This is a genomic window from Streptomyces sp. NPDC055239, from assembly GCF_053606205.1.
Map to the genome: position 1 here is coordinate 853396 of NZ_JBSGRD010000003.1, position 18021 is coordinate 871416.

The following is an 18021-nucleotide window of genomic DNA, read 5'->3' on the forward strand; positions in this document are numbered from 1 at the left end:
CGTCAGTTGACGATGGCGAGATCGCGCGGCGTCGAGTTGAGGCGCCGTACGCCGTCGTCGGTGACCGTCACGATGTCCTCGATGCGCACTCCGAAGCGGCCCGGCAGATAGATGCCGGGCTCCACGGAGAAGCACATCCCGGGCACGAGCGGCAGCTCCTCGCCCTCGATCATGTAGGGCGGCTCGTGAGTGGTGACGCCTATGCCGTGCCCGGTGCGGTGGATGAAGTACTCGCCGTACCCGGCATCGGTGATCACCGCCCGCGCCGCCCTGTCGACGTCCTGGCAGGTGTTGCCGGGCCGCACCGCGCGGCAGCCCGCCTCCTGCGCCTCGCGCACGATGTCGTGGACCTTCCGCTCCTCGGCGTCGGGCTCGCCCACGTGCACCGTGCGCGAGGTGTCCGAGCCGTAGCCGTGCATCAGGCCGCCGAAGTCGAGGACGACCATGTCGCCGTTACCGATGACGCGATCGCCCACCTCATGGTGCGGGTTGGCGCCGTTCGGTCCTGAGCCGACGATGGTGAAGTCGACCTGCGAGTGCCCGAACTGCCGCAGCAGATCGGCGAGATCGGCGGCGACGTCGGTCTCCTCGCGGCCCGCGAAGGGAACCTTCCTGATCTCTTCGTACGTTGCGTCCGCAGCGGCACCGGCCGCCGTGAGGCGCTGAAGTTCCGCGGCGTCCTTGACGGCGCGCAGCATGGGGAGCGCTTCGGTGAGGGACACGTAGGACGTGTTCGGCAGCTCGTTCTGGAAGCCGAGAAGGTGCATGGCCCAGGAGTTGTCGCTGACCCCGAAGCGGCCGTCGACGTCCAGGAGCGGCGCTGTCGTGGCGTAGGGGTCCTTGCCGTCGGTCCAGTCGCGCAGGGAGAGCGCGCCCGCGCCCGCCGCGCGTTCCGCGTCCGGGGCCTCCAGGGTGGGCACCACGAGCACCGGTTCCTGCCCCGCGGCGAGCACGAGGACGGTGAGGCGTTCGGTGGCGACCGGCTGGTAGCCGGTGAGCCAGACCAGGTCGGGGCCCGGCGCGACGAGCAGTCCGGCGAGGCCCGCGTCCGCGGCGGAGGCCGCGGCGCGGTCCATGCGGGCCTTGTAGTCGTCGGCGGTGAAGGGCGCGGGGGTGCCCGCGGTGGTGCCGGTCATGGGGGCCTCCAGGGCTGCTCACTGCTGCGCGTACGGCGCGCTGCCGATGAGGCCGATCCTGCCCGCACCGCCGCGCGTGCGCGACCGGGTTACGGCGGTCCCGGTCACGCGCCGCCTCGCCCCGATCCGCCCCGCCCCGCCGCATCACGCCGCATCACGTCACGTAGCCCGGCGTCACCGGCAGGGACTGCCGCTGTCCGCTCACGTGCCGGACGGTCACAGTGACGTTCCTTCCCGGGTCCGCGGCGGCGACCGCGGCCGCAAGGGCCTTCGCCGATGCGATGCGGGTCTTGCCGAAGGCGAGAAGTACGTCGCCGCGTACGAGACCGGCGCTGTGACCGGCGCCAGGGCTGTGCACGCCGACGAGCAGGGCGCCGGAACTCGTGGGGGCGTCGACGGCCTCCACGCCGAGGGCGGGACGCGCGCCGACCCTCCCATCGGCCTTCTGGGACGGGTTCGGCGGCGGCTTCGGCGGGGCGGAGGGCTTGGACGCCGCGCCCGCCTGCGGCTGTGCGGCTGCGCCCGCCTGCGCCTCCTTCTGCATGTCGGCGAGCTTGCTCATGCCGATGACGGTGGCGCTCACCGTGCCGAGCCCCACCCCCGAGAGCACGAGGCCGATCGAGAAGAGCACTCCGAAGAGCAGGGTGGCAAGACGCCGTCCGCGCCGCCGCGCGGCATGCGGACGGCGGCCGGGACCGGGCCTGCGGCCCGTGCCGTGAGTCCGCCCCGCACCGGGCTTCCGCCCGATGCCGAACTTGTGACGGATGCCGAACTTGCCGTCGGCGCCGAACTTCCTCCCCCTGCCGTGCTCCTGTCCGGGCATCGGCTTGGGACGCAACACAGTCTGTTCCATGGCTCGCCTCCGGCCACAGCCCTACCCGGCGTGACCCGGCGCGACGATTCTCGAACGAGTGACGTCCAGGTGTGCGGCCGCCCGGAGGCGCGGCCGACGCGAGCTCTGTCAGCCCGCGTGGCCTCCCTCGTGCCCGCTGCCGTCATGGCCGTCATGCCCTCCGTGCCCCGCCCCGTGGTCGAACTTCAGGGCCTCCTTCGGCATGACCACGAACGGGCGCATCATGCCCATGTCCTCGTGTTCCAGGAGGTGGCAGTGGTACATGAAGCGGCCGTACGCACCGTCGAACTTGCCCATCACCCGCAGCAGTTGGCCGCCGGGGACCAGGAAGACGTCTTTCCATCCCCGCTCGTTCGGGGCGAGAGGGATCTGCTTCTCCGGGTCGAAGGCGATCGGGGCCAGGGTGCCGCCCACGGTGACGTCGAAGCCCGAGACGTCGTACGCGTCGCGCCCCATGAGCTGGAAGTCGGCCAGGTGGATGTGCATGGGGTGGGTCACCGGCGGGTTCACCGCGAGGTTCAGGAAGCTCCACTGCTCGTGGCTGCCCTCGGCGATGGTGAAGCCAAGACCGTCGTTGAAGGTGCGGGCGGTCCTGCGGTAGGTCTTGGTCTTGCCGTCCGCTCCCGTGACCTGGATGACCCCCTCGGTCGGCACCTGGATGCCGCCCGCGTCCTTGACCTCGGTCATCTCCCAGATCTCCGGGTGGCCCCCGCCGCCCTTCGTGGCGGGCGGCGTCAGGACGACCAGACGGTGGCCGTGCTCGATGTCATGGCTCAGCGGGCGGAACGAGCCCGAGAGGATCTCCGGGAGCGAGAAGGGGTCCTCGCACTCCGCATCCCGCACGCGGAACTCCATGACCTGCGGATAGCGCACGTCGTTCGCCACGTCCGGCACCCCGGGCGCCTGCGCCCTGCCCTTGTTCACGAGCCGCACCCGCGTGCCCGCGAGCGCGCGGAAGTCGATCAGCAGGTCCATCCGCTCGGCAGGACCGACGGTGAGCGTGGGCAGAGCCGCGTCGAAGTCGACCGGCACAGGACGCGGCAGCAGGCCGCCGTCACTGCCGATCTGGTGCAGGACGCCGGGCACCGGATTGTTGTCCTCGTCGACGAGCACGAGGTCGTAGATACGGGCGTTCGACGCGTTCACCAGGCGGAAGCGGTGCCAGGCCGCGTCGACGTCCGCGTACGGCCAGATGCGGCCGTTGACCGTGCTGTACGGGCCCGTGAAGGGCACCGAGACCGGCTTGCCCGTCTCCGGGTTCTCGGCCTGGACGATCACGGTCTTGTGCAGCAGGCGGCCGTTCAGACGTCCGTCCTCGTCCGTGTCCAGGTTCCGGTCGGCGAGCAGCAGCGGGATCTCGCGCTCCCCGGAGGGGAGGTGGAGTGCGTCCTCTTCGTCGTCCCTCACCAGATAGGTGCCGTACAGCCCCGCCTGGACGTTCCAGCGGGTGATGTTCATGGCGTGGTCGTGGTACCACCACTGCACCGCCTGGTGGTCGTTCGGGTACTCGGAGAGCTGGGCGTCGCCGGATCCCACGGCGTTGTCCGCCCACCCGTCGTTGCCCCCGCCGGTCTGCGCGCCGTGCAGGTGCGTCACCGACCAGGCCGGCAGCGCGGCCACGTCCTTGTTCGGCCCGACGCCCGCGCGGCCCGGCAGGGTGCTGGGCCGCGGATCGGCCTGCGGCACCTCGACGGAGGTGACGGGATACTCGCTGCCCTTCGGGATGCGGTTGGTCCAGGCGATCCGGATGCGCCGCCCGCGTCGCACCTCGATGGTCGGGCCCGGCACGCACCCGTCGTACCCCCACATCTGGGTCGGCGGCAGCTGCGGGTGCAGCCGGATCCAGGCCGGGCGCAGCGCGATCTCGGTCTCCGCGGGTACGTCGGTCTCGTCCCGCACGTCGACGGAGTCCGGCCGCAGGACCGGCGGCACCGGAAGCGGCGTGACGTACGGCGCGAGCTCCCGCGATGCCGGTGTCGATGCCGCGTCCGCGTCGGCCCGTGTGCCCGGCTGGCGGTCCGTGATGCGCTCAATGATGTCGGTCAGGTCGGTCAAGATGAACACCCCCGTGTCGCTCCACACTGTTGATCAATGCAAACGCAACGGCCGCTGCCGTGCGGCCGGTTGAGCGGCCCGGTCGGTGGCCGCCCCTCACAACAAGAGAGACTCACGGCACCTCACCCAAGTTCCACGAATCCCCCATTCCGCTAGAAAAGTATCGGAAACCGCATATGGAATCGAGTAGTCCTGTTGCGGGTCTGCCGTCAGTGACCGCTGTTACTTTCGGAGCATGACCGAACGTGCACTCCGTTTGCTGCGACAGGACCCGCGTCTGGCCGAGCTGGCCGCGTTCCCTTTCGCATTCGACCTGTCCCGCGCGGACCACGTCGAAGAGGTCCGCCTCGCGTCCGGCGGCCCGCTCGAACCGATCGCGGGGGACGATTCCGGCGGCACGTATTTCGTGTGCGGGGACGGGTCCGTCCTGTACGCCGACTCCGAGGGTTGTGCCGGGATCATCGGGGACAGCGTCGACGAGACCCTGGAGATCCTCGTCGGCCTGCCCGGCTGGCAGGACTACGTACGCCTGTCGCCGACCGACGGCGAGGCGCGGATACTCGCCGAGATCGCCGACACGGAGGGCGACTTCCGCGAGGACTGCGTACCCGACCTCGACGCCCACCGCACCGAACTGCGCGCCGCGCTCGGGCTCCCGGAGCGCTCCCCCGTACAGCTCGTCGCGCGCCTGCACGCCGCGCTCCTGCGCACCGAGCCGGACCATCTCCTCCTCAACGCCGTCGAGCACCTTGCGTACAAGCGCCTCGATCCGCATCCGCGCCCGCCCCTGTGGGAACAGGTGCTCGCCAAGGGCCGCACCGACCTGGCCCTGCTGCGGACGGGCGACCGCACGGCCTGGGACGGCGTGGCCGTGGACCGGGCGCGCAGAGTGGCGGTGCTGCGCGCCGCACAGTACGACCGGCGCAACACGGACCGCACCCTCCTGCGCCACCTCCTCAAGCACGAGGCGGACGCCTCCATGTCCGACGAACTGCGGCTCGCCGTCGTCCTGGTGGGGCTCCACTGCCTGGCCGAGGACCTGCCCCTGCTGCGCGAGGTGCACGAGACGACGTACGACACCTGGTGCGGCCTCGCCGGGCTTCCGGAGGAGGCAGGTCAAGTCCAGGAGTGGGCGCGCTCGTTCGACGACTCCAACTACGGGGACGACCCCGACGACGAACCGGAATCCACCTGGCTCGAACTCGCGCGGGATCAAGGCATGGTGGAGGCGGCTCGCACCTACTTGATCCGCGAGCTGGACGACACGGGCCCCGATCCGGCCCAACTTGCCGTACTGCGCGATGAGTTGGCGCTGATCGGCGACTACACCCAGGCGATACGGGCCCAGCGCCTGCACCTGTCGCTCCAGGACACCGACCACGGCCGCGCGGCGGCCGACGCGCGCCTTGCCGATCTTGAGCGCAGGGCCGTGGACACGGCGGCGGAGTCGTAACTCGTCTCGTCCTCCCGGCGCGTCGTCGGACACCGTTCAAGATCCACCCCGTACGCGGCCCGAATGATCCGGCAGTGGCCCGGAAAGAAGCTTCACCCCCTCCGCTCACCTGAGCACCTCGCATCACAATCTGGTCTCGCTGCCCCTCCAGGGTCTTGCCACCCACCCGTGTAATCGATTCCAATCCTCCGTGTAATCGATTCCACAAGGAGGTGGACCGGCGATGGCGAGCATCAAGGACGTCGCGGCCGAGGCAGGCGTATCCGTCGCCACGGTCTCGCGCGTCCTGAACAGTCACCCCTCGGTCAGCCCGGCCGCACGGGCCCGCGTCATCGCCGCGACGGAGAGCCTCGGCTACCGTCCGAACGCCGTCGCCCGCTCACTGCGCACCGCCCAGACCCGCACGCTCGGCCTGGTCATCAGCGACGTCCTGAACCCGTACTTCACTGCCCTGGCCCGCTCCGTCGAGGAAGCGGCCCGCGAACTCGGCTACAGCGTGATCATCGGCAACGCCGACGAACGGCCCGAGCTGCAGGACCACCATGTGCGTACGCTCCTGGACCGCAGGATCGACGGGCTCCTGGTCTCCCCCACCGACGGCGGCTCCCCGCTGATGCTCGACACCGCGCGCTCCAGCACGCCGATGGTGTTCGTGGACCGCTGGATCCCGGGCGTGGACGTCCCCGTCGTCCGCGCCGACGGCCGCGAAGCCGTCCGTGACCTGGTCGCCCACCTGCACGCCATCGGCCACCGCAGGCTCGCGATCATCGCCGGACCCGCCGCCACCACGACCGGCAGCGAGCGCGTCGCCGCCTTCCGTGAGGCACTCGGCGCGTACGGGCTCCCGCTGCCCGACGCCTACATCGGGCAGGGCGACTTCCAGGCGGACAGCGGGCGTCGGGCCACCGAGCGGTTCCTCGCGCTGCCCGAGCCGCCCCACGCCGTCTTCGCCGCCGACAACCTCATGGCACTCGGCGCGCTCGACGCGATCCGGGCGCACGGCCTGCGCGTCCCGCACGACATCGCGCTCGCCGCCTTCGACGACATCCCGTGGTTCGTGCACACCGATCCGCCGATCACCGCCATCGCCCAGCCGACCGGCGATCTGGGGCGAGCCGCCGTGCAGGCCCTGGTCGACCGGATCGAGGGCCGAAGCCCCCGCTCCGTCACCCTGCCCGCACGTCTCGTCGTACGCCGCTCCTGCGGCGAGTCCCCCAACGACCAGAGGAGCACCACGTGAGCAACCCGGACGAGTTGCCGCGCAGCACAGAGCACGACGCGGCCGAACTGCCGCAGGCGACGGAACTGCTGCGGATCGAAGGCATCCACAAGACCTTCCCCGGCGTCGTCGCCCTCGACTCCGTCGACTTCGACCTGCGCCGCGGCGAGGTGCACGTCCTGCTCGGCGAGAACGGCGCGGGCAAGAGCACGCTCATCAAGATGCTCTCCGGCGCCTACCGCCCCGACAGCGGCCGCATCCTCGTGGACGGGAATGAGGCCCGCATCCACGGCGCGCAGGACGCCGAACGGCTCGGCATCGCCACGATCTACCAGGAGTTCAACCTCGTACCCGACCTCACCGTCGCCGAGAACATCTTCCTGGGCCGCCAGCCGCGCCGCTTCGGGATGATCGACCGCAAGGCGATGGAGTCGGCCGCCGAGGAACTCCTGAAGCGGGTCGGCGTGCAGGTGTCGCCGCGCGCCAAGGTGCGCGAACTCGGCATCGCACGGCTCCAGATGGTGGAGATCGCCAAGGCGCTCAGCCTTCAGGCCCGCGTCCTGATCATGGACGAGCCGACGGCCGTCCTGACGAGCGAGGAGGTCGACAGACTCTTCGCGATCGTGCGGCAGCTGCGTGCGGACGGCGTCGGCGTCGTCTTCATCACCCACCATCTGGAGGAGATCGCCGCGCTCGGCGACCGCGTCACCGTCCTGCGCGACGGCCGCAGCGTCGACCAGGTGCCCGCGTCGACCGCCGAGGACGAGCTCGTACGGCTGATGGTGGGCCGGAGCATCGAGCAGCAGTATCCGCGCGAACGCCCGGACGCCGGGGGCGCGTTGCTCACCGTCGACGGCCTCACCCGTGACGGCGTCTTCCACGACGTCAGCTTCGAGGTGCGGGCCGGTGAGGTCGTCGGCCTCGCGGGACTCGTCGGTGCGGGCAGGACCGAGGTGGCGCGTGCCGTCTTCGGCGCCGATCCTTACGACGCGGGCTCCGTGGACGTACGTGGTGAGCGGCTGCCCCGGCATGACGTGATCGCCGCGATGGGCGCGGGCATCGGCCTCGTACCGGAGGACCGCAAGGGCCAGGGGCTCCTGCTCGACGCCTCCGTGCAGGAGAACCTCGGTCTGGTGACGCTGCGTTCGGCGACGCGCTCCGGGCTCGTGGACCTCAAGGGGCAGCGCGTCGCTGCCGCCAGGATCGCCGAGCAGCTCGGCGTGCGGATGGCCGGGCTCGGCCAGCACGTGCGCACGCTGTCCGGCGGCAACCAGCAGAAGGTCGTCATCGGCAAGTGGCTGCTCGCGGACACCAAGGTGCTGATCCTCGACGAGCCGACGCGCGGCATCGACGTGGGCGCGAAGGTCGAGATCTACCAGCTCATCAATGAACTGACGGCCTCCGGCCACGCGGTCCTGATGATCTCCAGCGATCTGCCCGAGGTCCTCGGCATGAGCGACCGCGTACTCGTCATGGCGCAGGGCCGCATCGCGGGCGAACTCACGGCCGACGACGCGACGCAGGACGCGGTGATGGCACTCGCCGTCAGCAGTACGGCAGTTCAGACAGACGTAGCAACTGAAGGGGAGGCCTCCCGTGGCCACTGAAACGCTGAAGAGCAACGCGGGTGGCGCCACCGGTCTGCGCCGTGTGCTGCTCGACAACGGCGCGCTGAGCGCCCTGGTCGTCCTGCTCGTGGCGATGTCGCTCCTTTCGGGCGACTTCCTCACCACCCAGAACCTGCTCAATGTGGGCGTGCAGGCCGCCGTCACGGCGATCCTCGCGTTCGGTGTCACCTTCGTCATCGTCTCGGCGGGCATCGACCTGTCGGTCGGCTCGGTGGCCGCGCTCTCGGCCACCGTCCTCGCCTGGACGGCGACTTCGCAGGGCCTGCCGGTCTGGCTCGCGGTCGTCTTCGCCGTCGGCACCGGCATCGCGTGCGGTTTCGTCAACGGACTGCTCGTCTCGTACGGCAAACTCCCGCCGTTCATCGCGACGTTGGCGATGCTGTCGGTGGCCCGCGGCCTCTCCCTTGTCATCTCGCAGGGCAGCCCGATCCCGTTCCCCGACTCGGTCTCCAACCTCGGTGACACGATCGGCGGCTGGCTGCCGGTCCCGGTCATCGTGATGATCGTGATGGGTCTGATCACGGCCCTCATCCTGGCCCGTACGTACATCGGCCGCTCCATGTACGCGATCGGCGGCAACGAAGAGGCCGCCCGCCTCTCCGGCCTGCGCGTCAAGCGGCAGAAGCTCGTCATCTACGGCCTCGCGGGCCTCTTCGCCGCCGTCGCGGGCATCGTCCTCGCGTCCCGTCTGGTCTCCGCGCAGCCGCAGGCCGCGCAGGGTTACGAGCTGGACGCGATCGCCGCTGTCGTCATCGGCGGCGCGAGCCTGGCGGGCGGTGTCGGCAAGGCGTCAGGCACCCTGATCGGCGCGCTGATCCTGGCGGTCCTGCGCAACGGCCTCAACCTCCTTTCCGTGTCCGCCTTCTGGCAGCAGGTCGTGATCGGCGTCGTCATCGCGCTCGCGGTGCTGCTCGACACGTTGCGCCGCAAGGCCGGGGCGACTCCGGGGGCCTCGACGGGCGCCGCGGCCGGTGGCGGGAAGAAGGGGCCGCAGATACTGAAGACCGGGATCGCGGCCGTCCTTGTGGCGGCTGTAGTCGGCGGCGTCTCCTTCTTCAACAAGGACTCCTCCTCCGGCACGACGACGAAGGTCGGCATGTCGCTCTCCACTCTCAACAACCCCTTCTTCGTACAGATGAAGGAGGGTGCGCAGGCGGAGGCCAAGAAGGCGGGCATCGACCTCACCGTCACGGACGCGCAGAACGACGCGTCGCAGCAGACCAACCAGCTGCAGAACTTCACCGGTGAAGGCATGAAGTCGATCATCGTCAACCCGGTCGACTCGGACGCGGTGGGCCCCGCGGTGCGCGGCGCCAACAAGTCGGACATCCCGGTGATCGCCGCCGACCGCGGTGTGAACAAGGCGAAGGCGGCGGCGCTCGTCGCCTCCGACAACGTCGCGGGCGGCAAGCTGGCCGCGAAGACCCTCGCGGAGAAGCTGGGCGGCAAGGGCAAGATCGTCACCTTGCAGGGCGTCGCGGGCACGTCGGCGAGCCGTGAGCGAGGCAAGGGCTTCGCCGAGGGCATCAAGGAGTACCCCGGCATCAAGGTCGTCGCCTCCCAGCCCGCGGACTTCGACCGCACCAAGGGCCTGGACGTCATGACGAACCTCATGCAGTCCAACCCCGGCATCGACGGCGTCTTCGCCGAGAACGACGAGATGGCCCTCGGCGCCGCCAAGGCACTCGGCGGCAAGGCCGGCAAGTCGGTCTCGGTGGTGGGCTTCGACGGAACCCCCGACGGGCTCAAGGCGGTCGAGGCGGGCACGCTGTACTCGTCCGTGGCGCAGCAGCCGAAGGAACTGGGCCGGATCGCCGTGCGCAACGCGGTGAACGCGGCACGGGGCAAGGACGTCGCGACGATGGTGAAGGTGCCGGTGAAGGTGGTCACGAAGAAGAACGTGGCCGACTTCTCCTGACGGCGCCTTCGTCGCCGTACCCCCTAACCCGTACGAGCAGGAGCTGGATTCACAGATGCACGACCACGACGACGCCACGTACGACCTCCTGGTCGTCGGGTCGGCCAACGCCGACCTGGTGATCGGTGTCGAGCGCCGCCCCGCCCCCGGCGAGACGGTCCTCGGCTCCGACCTCGCCACCCATCCCGGTGGCAAGGGCGCCAACCAGTCCGTCGCGGCGGCCCGCCTGGGTGCCCGTACCGCCCTGCTCGCGCGGGTCGGCGACGACGCCCACGGACGGCTCCTGCTCGACTCGCAGCGCGCGGCGGGCGCGGACACGGTCGGCGTCCTGGTCGGCGGGGCGCCCACGGGCGTCGCGCTGATCACCGTCGACCCTTCGGGCGACAACAGCATCGTGGTCTCGCCGGGCGCCAACGCCCGGCTCACCCCCGAGGACATCCGCGCGGCGGGCAGCCTGCTCGCCGCGTCCCGGGTGATCTCGACCCAGCTGGAGATCCCCGTCGAAACGGTCATCGAGCTCGTACGTACGCTGCCGTCCGCCGCCCGCTTCGTCCTGAACCCCTCGCCACCGGCCCCGCTGCCGTCCGAAGTCCTGGCGGCCTGCGACCCGTTGGTGGTGAACGAGCACGAGGCGCGCTACATCCTGCGCGACTCCGCGGCGCTCTCCGACCCCCTCGACTCTCCCGCGGAGTGGGCGCGGGCGTTGCTCGCCCTCGGCCCCCGCTCGGTGGTCATCACCCTGGGCGCGGACGGAGCGCTGACGGCGGACGGCAGCGGCTCCCCCGTCACCGTCCCCAGCCCGAAGGTCGACGCGGTGGACACGACCGGCGCGGGCGACGCGTTCACGGCGGCCCTGGCCTGGCGCCTCGGCCTGGGCGACGACCTCCCGACGGCCGCGGCGTACGCGGCGCGCGTCGGGGCGGCGTCGGTCACCCGGCAGGGCGCGCAGGAGTCGTACCCCACGTCCGACGAGATGCCGTCCGCATGAAGAAGACCGGCATCCTCAACCGCCATCTCTCCGGCGCCCTGGCAGAGTTGGGCCACGGAGACACGGTCCTCATCTGCGACGCGGGCATGCCCATACCGCCGGGCCCCCGGGTCGTCGACCTGGCCTTCCGTGCGGGAGTCCCGTCCTTCGCCGAGGTCCTCGACGGGCTGCTCGCGGAGCTGGTGACGGAGGGCGGAACGGCGGCGGCGGAGGTCCAGGAGGCGAACCCGGCGACGGCTCGGCTCCTCGCCTCCCGCGTCGCGCCCCTCAGCCTGATCCCGCACGAGGAACTCAAGCGCCGCACGGCGACGGCCCGCCTGGTGGTGCGCACCGGCGAGGCCACGCCGTACGCGAACGTGCTGCTGCGGTGCGGGGTGTTCTTCTAAGCCGGGTTCTTCCAAGCCGGACGGTTCGCGATTTCTGCCCCTCCGGCGAAGCTCAGCGTCCGGTACACCGTCACCCCGCCCGCAAGCTCCCCGCACGCCTGCGCCGCCGCACTGACGCGCTGCGTGTACGAGGGGTCGCCGGTGTCGAGCAGGATGCCCAGCGTCGTGCCGCTGTGCGCGACGGCGACGCCCAGGCCTCCCACCTCCCGGCAGATCTCCCGCATCGGCTCCAACGACCACTTGTGGCGCAGGAGTTGATTCATCCGCGCACTGCGGGTCGCGACCCTGCCGACCTCCGCCAGGTCGCGCCGGCGGACGGCGCGGGTGAGGCGGTCGAGCAAGCGCGCGTATGCGTGGCGGTCGGCCAGGGTGAACGGCTTGGGTATGCGGTTGAAGTCGACGGTGTCGACCGAACCGCCCTCGTCTATCCCCACCACGGCCATGACCGGGAGTGAGCCGAGGACCCCGCGAAGGCGCACGGTGCGGTGGTGGAAGGCGACGATCGCCGGGTAGAGCACCCCGTCCGTGGGCTCGATGTCCGCGAGCAGCCGCTCGATCCGGGACGGCGGCATGTCGACCCGCAGCGCCTGCCCGACCGCACGCGCGGTCGCGACGAGGTCGGCGGACGAGCTCGCGAGGCCCTTGCCCTCGGGGATGACGCTGTTGACGTGGAGGGTTCCCCCGGTGGGCACGCCGGTCCGCCGCTCCGCCAACTCACTTATCGTGCGCGCCAGTTGCAGTGCCTTGGTCTTCCCGGCGGGCCGGACCGCCACGCCCCCGGAGTCGCAGCCGGGCTCCTGGCGGAACGTGGCCATCGTCCACCGCGCGACGGGCAACGTCACCAGGAAGTCCCCGTCATCCTCCGGCAGCACGCCCTGCAGCAGCTCGCCGAAGGTTCCGAAGGCGGTACCCACTCCGACGCCGGGCGCTCGCCCGCCCGCCGGACGGGGTCGCGGCCCGGCCTCCTGGAACAACTTCACAGGTCTCCTCTCAACGTCCCGACGCCTCCGGATCCACAGGCTGCCACAGCACTAACAGTCTTGACAATCATTTTCATCTAGTGTGATGCTCTCGGCTCGGCGACCGACCCGGGTGACGACGCAGGGGGCAGCAGCAGACATGCACGACCACATAGCCGAAGCGGTGAAGAAACCCGATCTCATCTCCCTGGAGCCGGATCTGGTCTGTCTCCGGTTCGAGACGATGAAGATCTATTCGGCTCTGGGGGCGGTCCGTCACCTTCTTGATTCGGGTGCCGTGCAACCCGGCGACACCCTCATCGACAGTTCCAGCGGTATCTACGCGCAGGCCCTGGCACTCGCCTGTCACCGCTATGGGATGAAGTGCCACATCGTGGGTTCCACGACCGTGGACCACACCCTGCGCGTCCAGCTCGACATACTCGGCGCCAGGCTTGAACAGGTGCGGCCGTCGAAGAATCTCCGGCTCGACCAGGAGCTGCGGGTGCGGCGCATCGCCGAGATACTTGAGGCGAATCCGTCGTACCACTGGATGCGTCAGTACCACGACAGCATTCATTACCACGGCTATCGCGACGTGGCCGAGACGGTCGACGCCGAGGTCCCCGAGGGGCCGCTCGCCCTGGTGGGCGGGGTCGGATCGGGGGCGTCGACCGGCGCCATCGCGCGCTATCTGCGGGACGCGGGCCGGGATGTGTCACTCGTCGGCGTGCAGCCTTTCGGCAGTGTCACCTTCGGCTCGGAACATGTGGCCGACCCGGACATGATCATCGCCGGGATAGGCAGCGCCATCGAATTCAAGAATGTCCGGCACGACGCGTACGACCGCGTGCACTGGGTGAATTTCGACTGTGCGGTGTCCGGCGCGGTCTCGCTCCTCAGAACGAGCGGCATCTTCGCCGGTCTCTCCACCGGGGCCGCCTATCTCGCCACTCTCTGGGAACAGCGTCGCGACAATTCCCGTACGTACGTCTTCATCGCGGCGGACACCGGTCACCGCTATGTCGAGAGCGCCTACGCGAAACACGCGGACGCCCCGGACATCGACACCTTGAAGCCGCACGAAATCACCTCGCTCGACGAGCTGAGGCATCCCTGGTCGACCACTTCCTGGCCCGACCTTCCCTGACCGCGTCACCACCTCCTCCAGCACCACCACTTCCTCCACCACTCTGAGAGAACTCCACATGTCACACCCCGAGCCGCGCACGCCCCTCAACGTCGCGGAGCTCATCGACGCCGTCCTGGCGGGCGACTACGGCCCCGACCCCAAGGACCTCTCCGTCACCAGCGCGTTCTGGCTGTACAACACCACCCGTCTCGCAGGCAGCCAAGTCACTTACCACAACCACTACTTGCTGCTCAGGGTCGGCACTGCCTTCGGCGCCTGCTCCTTCGAGGCCGGTGAACTCGCCCCGGAATTCTGCGAGAACGCATCGGGCCACACCCTCGACAAGCTGCTGCGCGCCGAGTCCACGCCCGTCCGCATCGCCGCACTCGACGCCTATCTCGCCCAGGTGAGCCCGCACCGCGACGCCGCCGAAGCCGAGCGCGTCACGCTGCCCACCGGCACCCCGGAAGTACGGGCGAGGGCCCGCGACGCCGCCATCGCCGGGCTGCTCGACATCGAGCCGGGTGCGAAGGTGGCGCTGATCGGCGTGGTCAATCCCCTCGTCGCTGCGATACGTGAGCGGGGCGGCGTATGTCTGCCGTGCGACCTGAATCTCCGTACGACCCAGTGGGGCGACCGGATCACCGACGACATGACCGAGGTCCTGAAGGAAGCCGACGCCGTGGTCGCCACCGGTATGACACTGAGCAACGGCACCTTCGACCTGATCCTCGCGCACTGCCGCGAGCACGAGGTGCCGCTGGTCGTGTACGCGCAGAGCGGCAGCGCCGTGGCCCGCGCGTTCCTTGCCGCCGGGGTCACCGGACTCTCCGCCGAGCCCTTCGCGTTCTCGCAGTTCAGCGCCGACGAGACGCCCCTCTACCGCTACCGGGAGGCGGCGTGAGCGTCGACTCCAAGGGCCCCGCGGTGGATCCAGGGCCCTCCCGGCCCTCCGCCGCCGACGAGGAGTTGCCCGGCGATCTGCGGATGGCCCGCACACTGTGGCCCGTCCTGGTCGCCTCCGCGGTGGGCCTGCTGCCGTTCACCGTCTTCAGCACGTACCTGGTGCCTATGGCCCAGGACGCCGAGAGCAGCGTCGCCACGCTTGGCGGCCTGCGCGGACTCGGCGGTCTCGCCGCCCTGTTGGTGGGCACCGCGCTCGCCCCGCTGATCGACCGGGTGCGCAAGGAGTGGGCCGCGGCGGGCGGTCTCGCGGCGCTCGGCGTGTCCGCCGCACTCGGCGCGAGCGGGGACTTCATCCTGCTCGCCGTGTTCTGCCTGCTCGTCGGCGCGAGTACGTCGGTGCTCAACCCGGCGCTCACCGCGGCCGCCGCCGACCGCTTCGGCTCCGGAAAGGCCGCCGGGCGCGCGGCCACGCTCGTCACGGCGACCCAGTCGATGACGGCGATGCTCGCGGCGCCGGTCATCGCGCTGCCCGCGCTGTTCTGGGGCTGGCAGGGCGACCTGTTCGCCGTGACCGGGGTGTCACTGCTCCTCGCCGCTGTCTTCTTCGTGCGCGGCAAGGACAAGCCGGTCGAGGAGAAGGCGGACGCCCAACGCCTGGGCTACATAGCCTCGTTCAAGGCGCTCGGGGCGATCCCCGGTGTCGTGCCGCTGCTGCTCATCGCCCTGCTGCGCACCGCCGTGTTCATGGGTTACCTCTCCTATCTGGCGGCCTACTACGACGACCGGTTCGCGCTGAGCCCCGGGCTCTTCGCGTTCGTGTGGACGCTCAGCGGCGCGTCGTTCTTCGTGAGCAACCTCCTCACGGGGCGGATCACGAACTCCGCGGAGCCGCGGATCGGCACCGAGCGGCTGCTGGCCATCGGTCTGGTCGCCGCGCTCGTCTCGGTCGTGGGCTTCTACTTCACGCACTGGCTGCCGCTCGCGCTCGCGATGACGTCCCTGCACGCGGCGAGCCACGCCGTCGTGGCCGCGTGCGTGATCAGCCTGCTCGTCCGGCGCTGCGGGACCCAGCGGGGCGCGGCCCTGAGCGTGAACGCCGCGGGGATGAGCCTCGGGGTCTTCGTGGGCGCGGGCCTCGGCGGGCTCGGGCTCGGGCTCGCCGGGTACCCGGGGATCGCCGTGGCCTTCGGGGCATTGGTGGCGGCGGCGCTGGTGGCGGCGGTGCTGGTCCTTCGGGCGGGGCCGGTGGAGGAGGAGGCGGAGCCTGCCTGAGCGCTCCGTGGAGGTGCGGTGGATGGACCCGCGGGCCCGGTGGGGGCTTGGTCGCGCAGTTCCCCGCGCCCCCTATGGGGCGCCGTCAAGTCCGCCTAGCGCCCCGCTGGCTCCAACACACCTTGCTCCGACCCCACTTGAAAGGACCGCCTGCCATGCCACCGCCCGCACTCTCCCCCACGGCAACCATCGCCATGGCGTCCGACGCGCCCCCTCCAGTTCCACCGGCCAACGGTGCACGGAACCGATTCACCTCCCGCGCGGGCCTGGCGGCGACCTGTGCCGCGCTCCTCCTCACCCTCCTCGTCTCCGTCGTCGTGGCCATCGGCCTGGGCTCCGCGGTGGTCACGCCGGGCGATACGGCACGGCTGCTGTGGGCGGCGCTGAGCGGCGGGAGCATCGACGCCGACGAGGTGACGACGTATCAGATCATCTGGCAGATCCGCACACCGCGCGTGCTCCTGGCGGCACTTGTGGGTGCGGGCCTGAGCGCGGTCGGCGTCGCCATCCAGGCGCTCGTGCGCAACGCGCTCGCCGACCCCTTCGTCCTGGGCGTCTCGTCCGGGGCGTCCGTCGGCGCGGTCGGCGTCACGGTCACGGGCGGACTCTCGGCGCTCGGCATCTACGCGGTGTCGGCGGGGGCGTTCATCGGCGCGCTCGTCGCATCGCTTCTCGTGTACGTCGCTTCGGCGAGCCGCGGTGGCGGGCTCTCGCCGCTGCGGCTCGTCCTGACGGGCGTGGCCATGGCGCTCGGTTTCCAGGCCGTGATGAGCGTGATCATCTACTTCGCGCCGGACAGCGAGGCGACCAGCATGATCCTGTACTGGACGATGGGCAGCTTCGGCGCCGCGAGCTGGGGCGCCCTGCCCGTCGTGGCCGCCTGTGTGCTGCTCGGTCTCACCGTGCTCCACCGGTACAGCAGGGCGCTCGACGTTCTCGCGCTCGGCGACGAGACCGCCACGAGCCTGGGCATCAGTCCCGACCGGCACCGCAAGGGGCTGCTCCTGCTCGCCTCGCTGATCACCGGGGTGATGGTCGCCGTGAGCGGCGCGATCAGCTTCGTCGGCCTGGTGATGCCCCATCTCGTGCGCATGGTGGTCGGCGCCACGCATGCGCGGGTGCTCGCCGTCGCGCCGCTGGTCGGGGCGGTCTTCATGGTCTGGGTCGATCTCTTGTCGCGGACGCTCGTGGCGCCGCGTGAGCTGCCTCTCGGGGTCATCACGGCGCTGGTCGGAGTGCCGGTGTTCATCGCGCTGATGCGGCGCAAGGGCTATATGTTCGGGGGGCGTTGAGATGGAGCTCGTACTCGACGGCCTGTCCGTGAAGATCGACGGCAAGCTGCTCGTCCGGGACCTGTCCCTCGATGTGGGCAGCGGCCAGATCGTGGGCCTGGTCGGCCCGAACGGCAGCGGCAAGTCCACCGCCCTCAAGTGCGTCTACCGCGCCCTGCGTCCGAGCTCCGGCGTGGTCCGGGTGGGCGACGAGGACCTCTCGCGCCTGACGCCGCGCCGCAGTGCGCGGGTCGTCGCCGCGATGGCCCAGGACGGTGCGGTGGACCTCGACTTCACCGTGGCAGAGGTCATCGCCCTGGGCCGCGCGCCCCATCTGCGCGGGAACCAGGCGCTCAGTGCGCGCGAACAGGACCTGTGCACACGGACGATGACCCGTCTCGACCTGACCCGCCTCGCCGATCGCGGCGTACTCACCCTGTCGGGCGGAGAACGCCAACGCGTCCTGCTGGCAAGGGCGTTGGTCCAGGAACCCCGCATTCTGGTCCTCGACGAGCCGACCAACCACCTCGACGTACGCCACCAGATCGAGCTCCTGTCGCTCCTGAAGGGCTCGGGCCTCACCGTCCTCGTGGTCCTGCACGACCTCAACCTCGCGGCGGCCGCGTGCGACCGCATCGGGGTGCTGTCCCAGGGCGCGCTGGTGGCCGCGGGGACGCCGGAAGAGGTACTCACCACGGGTCTCGTCGACGAGGTGTTCGGCGTCAAGGCCAGCGTGATCAGCCACCCCCTGACCGGCGACCCCCAACTCCTCTACGCACTGAGCCCCTCGGCTCCCCTGTGAACCTCCGAACCTTTGAACCCCTGAACCTCTGAAAGGCACCACT

At 70.5% G+C, this 18021-nt stretch carries 15 protein-coding genes; 11 read left to right on the forward strand and 4 right to left on the reverse strand.

The window, feature by feature from the left end:
• Positions 1 to 2: 2 nt before the first annotated feature.
• From ACWFRJ_RS14545 to phsA, 3 genes are all read right to left on the reverse strand, one after another.
• Positions 3 to 1136, reverse strand: a complete 1134-nt coding sequence (locus tag ACWFRJ_RS14545) for a M24 family metallopeptidase (RefSeq protein WP_453529091.1) — start codon at positions 1134 to 1136, stop codon at positions 3 to 5.
• A gap of 154 nt (positions 1137 to 1290) precedes the next feature.
• Entirely contained in the window at positions 1291 to 1989 is a 699-nt protein-coding gene (locus ACWFRJ_RS14550) for a PDZ domain-containing protein (protein WP_453529094.1), read from the reverse strand.
• A 108-nt stretch (positions 1990 to 2097) separates the two neighbouring features.
• The gene (gene phsA, locus ACWFRJ_RS14555; RefSeq protein WP_453529689.1) at positions 2098 to 4035 is read right to left on the reverse strand and encodes an O-aminophenol oxidase PhsA; all 1938 of its coding nucleotides are present in this window, start codon (positions 4033 to 4035) and stop codon (positions 2098 to 2100) included.
• 244 nt (positions 4036 to 4279) lie between these two features.
• On the opposite strand from phsA, the gene ACWFRJ_RS14560 reads away from it, so the two are divergent.
• The 6 genes from ACWFRJ_RS14560 to rbsD all read left to right on the forward strand — a co-directional run bounded on the left by ACWFRJ_RS14560 (position 4280) and on the right by rbsD (position 11636).
• Positions 4280 to 5497 carry a hypothetical protein gene (locus ACWFRJ_RS14560; RefSeq protein ID WP_453529097.1) on the forward strand — a complete coding sequence of 406 codons (1218 nt, stop codon included), beginning with the start codon at positions 4280 to 4282 and terminating at the stop codon, positions 5495 to 5497.
• 223 nt (positions 5498 to 5720) lie between these two features.
• On the forward strand, positions 5721 to 6737 hold the full coding sequence (locus tag ACWFRJ_RS14565) for a LacI family DNA-binding transcriptional regulator (RefSeq protein ID WP_453529100.1): 1017 nt from the start codon (positions 5721 to 5723) through the stop codon (positions 6735 to 6737).
• A gap of 47 nt (positions 6738 to 6784) precedes the next feature.
• Positions 6785 to 8323 (forward strand): sugar ABC transporter ATP-binding protein, encoded by a 1539-nt coding sequence (locus ACWFRJ_RS14570; RefSeq protein ID WP_453529691.1) that lies wholly within the window; start codon positions 6785 to 6787, stop codon positions 8321 to 8323.
• On the forward strand, positions 8313 to 10262 hold the full coding sequence (locus tag ACWFRJ_RS14575) for an ABC transporter permease/substrate-binding protein (RefSeq protein ID WP_453529103.1): 1950 nt from the start codon (positions 8313 to 8315) through the stop codon (positions 10260 to 10262). Before ACWFRJ_RS14570 ends, ACWFRJ_RS14575 begins: the two co-directional genes overlap by 11 nt.
• A 55-nt stretch (positions 10263 to 10317) precedes the next feature.
• Complete coding sequence (locus ACWFRJ_RS14580) at positions 10318 to 11250, forward strand: ribokinase (protein WP_453529106.1); 933 nt, start codon at positions 10318 to 10320, stop codon at positions 11248 to 11250.
• Entirely contained in the window at positions 11247 to 11636 is a 390-nt protein-coding gene (gene rbsD, locus ACWFRJ_RS14585; RefSeq protein WP_453529109.1) for a D-ribose pyranase, read from the forward strand. The genes ACWFRJ_RS14580 and rbsD overlap by 4 nt, the downstream gene beginning before the upstream one ends.
• Here the strand turns inward: rbsD and ACWFRJ_RS14590 are convergent.
• Positions 11633 to 12610: a GHMP family kinase ATP-binding protein gene (locus ACWFRJ_RS14590; protein ID WP_453529694.1), complete on the reverse strand. Its 978-nt coding sequence runs from the start codon at positions 12608 to 12610 to the stop codon at positions 11633 to 11635. The genes rbsD and ACWFRJ_RS14590 overlap by 4 nt on opposite strands.
• Before the next feature lie 145 nt (positions 12611 to 12755).
• Between ACWFRJ_RS14590 and ACWFRJ_RS14595 the strand changes: the two genes are divergently transcribed.
• The 5 genes from ACWFRJ_RS14595 to ACWFRJ_RS14615 all read left to right on the forward strand — a co-directional run bounded on the left by ACWFRJ_RS14595 (position 12756) and on the right by ACWFRJ_RS14615 (position 17978).
• Positions 12756 to 13745, forward strand: coding sequence for a pyridoxal-phosphate dependent enzyme (locus ACWFRJ_RS14595; protein WP_453529112.1), 990 nt, complete (start codon positions 12756 to 12758; stop codon positions 13743 to 13745).
• Positions 13746 to 13803: 58 nt separating this feature from the next.
• The gene (locus tag ACWFRJ_RS14600; protein ID WP_453529115.1) at positions 13804 to 14631 is read left to right on the forward strand and encodes a Rossmann-like domain-containing protein; all 828 of its coding nucleotides are present in this window, start codon (positions 13804 to 13806) and stop codon (positions 14629 to 14631) included.
• Positions 14628 to 15905, forward strand: a complete 1278-nt coding sequence (locus ACWFRJ_RS14605; protein WP_453529118.1) for an MFS transporter — start codon at positions 14628 to 14630, stop codon at positions 15903 to 15905. The genes ACWFRJ_RS14600 and ACWFRJ_RS14605 overlap by 4 nt, the downstream gene beginning before the upstream one ends.
• A 155-nt stretch (positions 15906 to 16060) precedes the next feature.
• Positions 16061 to 17197, forward strand: coding sequence for a FecCD family ABC transporter permease (locus ACWFRJ_RS14610; protein ID WP_453529121.1), 1137 nt, complete (start codon positions 16061 to 16063; stop codon positions 17195 to 17197).
• Position 17198: 1 nt separating this feature from the next.
• Complete coding sequence (locus ACWFRJ_RS14615; protein WP_453529124.1) at positions 17199 to 17978, forward strand: ABC transporter ATP-binding protein; 780 nt, start codon at positions 17199 to 17201, stop codon at positions 17976 to 17978.
• Positions 17979 to 18021: the final 43 nt, after the last annotated feature.

What these genes read in the sequence shown, in the direction of transcription:
- ACWFRJ_RS14580 (WP_453529106.1), top strand. Translation starts at nt 10,318, where the DNA reads ATGCACGACCACGACGACGCCACGTACGACCTCCTGGTCGTCGGGTCG.
- ACWFRJ_RS14595 (WP_453529112.1), top strand. Translation starts at nt 12,756, where the DNA reads ATGCACGACCACATAGCCGAAGCGGTGAAGAAACCCGATCTCATCTCC.
- ACWFRJ_RS14545 (WP_453529091.1), bottom strand. Translation starts at nt 1,136, where the DNA reads ATGACCGGCACCACCGCGGGCACCCCCGCGCCCTTCACCGCCGACGAC.
- ACWFRJ_RS14600 (WP_453529115.1), top strand. Translation starts at nt 13,804, where the DNA reads ATGTCACACCCCGAGCCGCGCACGCCCCTCAACGTCGCGGAGCTCATC.
- ACWFRJ_RS14615 (WP_453529124.1), top strand. Translation starts at nt 17,199, where the DNA reads ATGGAGCTCGTACTCGACGGCCTGTCCGTGAAGATCGACGGCAAGCTG.
- ACWFRJ_RS14550 (WP_453529094.1), bottom strand. Translation starts at nt 1,989, where the DNA reads ATGGAACAGACTGTGTTGCGTCCCAAGCCGATGCCCGGACAGGAGCAC.
- rbsD (WP_453529109.1), top strand. Translation starts at nt 11,247, where the DNA reads ATGAAGAAGACCGGCATCCTCAACCGCCATCTCTCCGGCGCCCTGGCA.
- ACWFRJ_RS14610 (WP_453529121.1), top strand. Translation starts at nt 16,061, where the DNA reads ATGCCACCGCCCGCACTCTCCCCCACGGCAACCATCGCCATGGCGTCC.
- ACWFRJ_RS14560 (WP_453529097.1), top strand. Translation starts at nt 4,280, where the DNA reads ATGACCGAACGTGCACTCCGTTTGCTGCGACAGGACCCGCGTCTGGCC.
- ACWFRJ_RS14565 (WP_453529100.1), top strand. Translation starts at nt 5,721, where the DNA reads ATGGCGAGCATCAAGGACGTCGCGGCCGAGGCAGGCGTATCCGTCGCC.